The organism is Monashia sp. HAY1-5C, from assembly GCF_056755255.1.
Genome location: NZ_JBPGXG010000557.1, coordinates 1 through 251, shown reverse-complemented (window position 1 = coordinate 251; position 251 = coordinate 1). Strand labels below are relative to the sequence as shown.

Sequence of the window (251 nt, the reverse complement as noted above, 5' to 3'; positions counted from 1 at the left end):
CCCCCCCCCCCCCCCCCCCCCCCCCCCCCCTCTTTCCAAGCAGAAGCCGACCCCCTAGATGTAGCTCCGTCTCGTGGGCTCGGAGATGTGTATAAGAGACAGATCCAGGGCCACGCCGTCGACCGCTGGGTCACCGTCCTCGACCACCTCGGCCTCTGCACCGGTCCACGGCGAAGGCGTCCTGGCGTGGACCGCGGGGTCGAGCGGCGCTTCGGCCCGGACGTCCTGCCGCTCGCGGACCTGTCTCTTAT

At 70.5% G+C, this 251-nt stretch carries 1 protein-coding gene; it reads right to left on the bottom strand.

Features of this window, described 5'->3' with window-relative positions; all coding sequences use genetic code 11:
* Positions 1-54: 54 nt before the first annotated feature.
* On the bottom strand, positions 55-251 hold a 197-nt coding region (locus ACR9ZK_RS22760; protein WP_481344193.1), incomplete at its 5' end, for a hypothetical protein.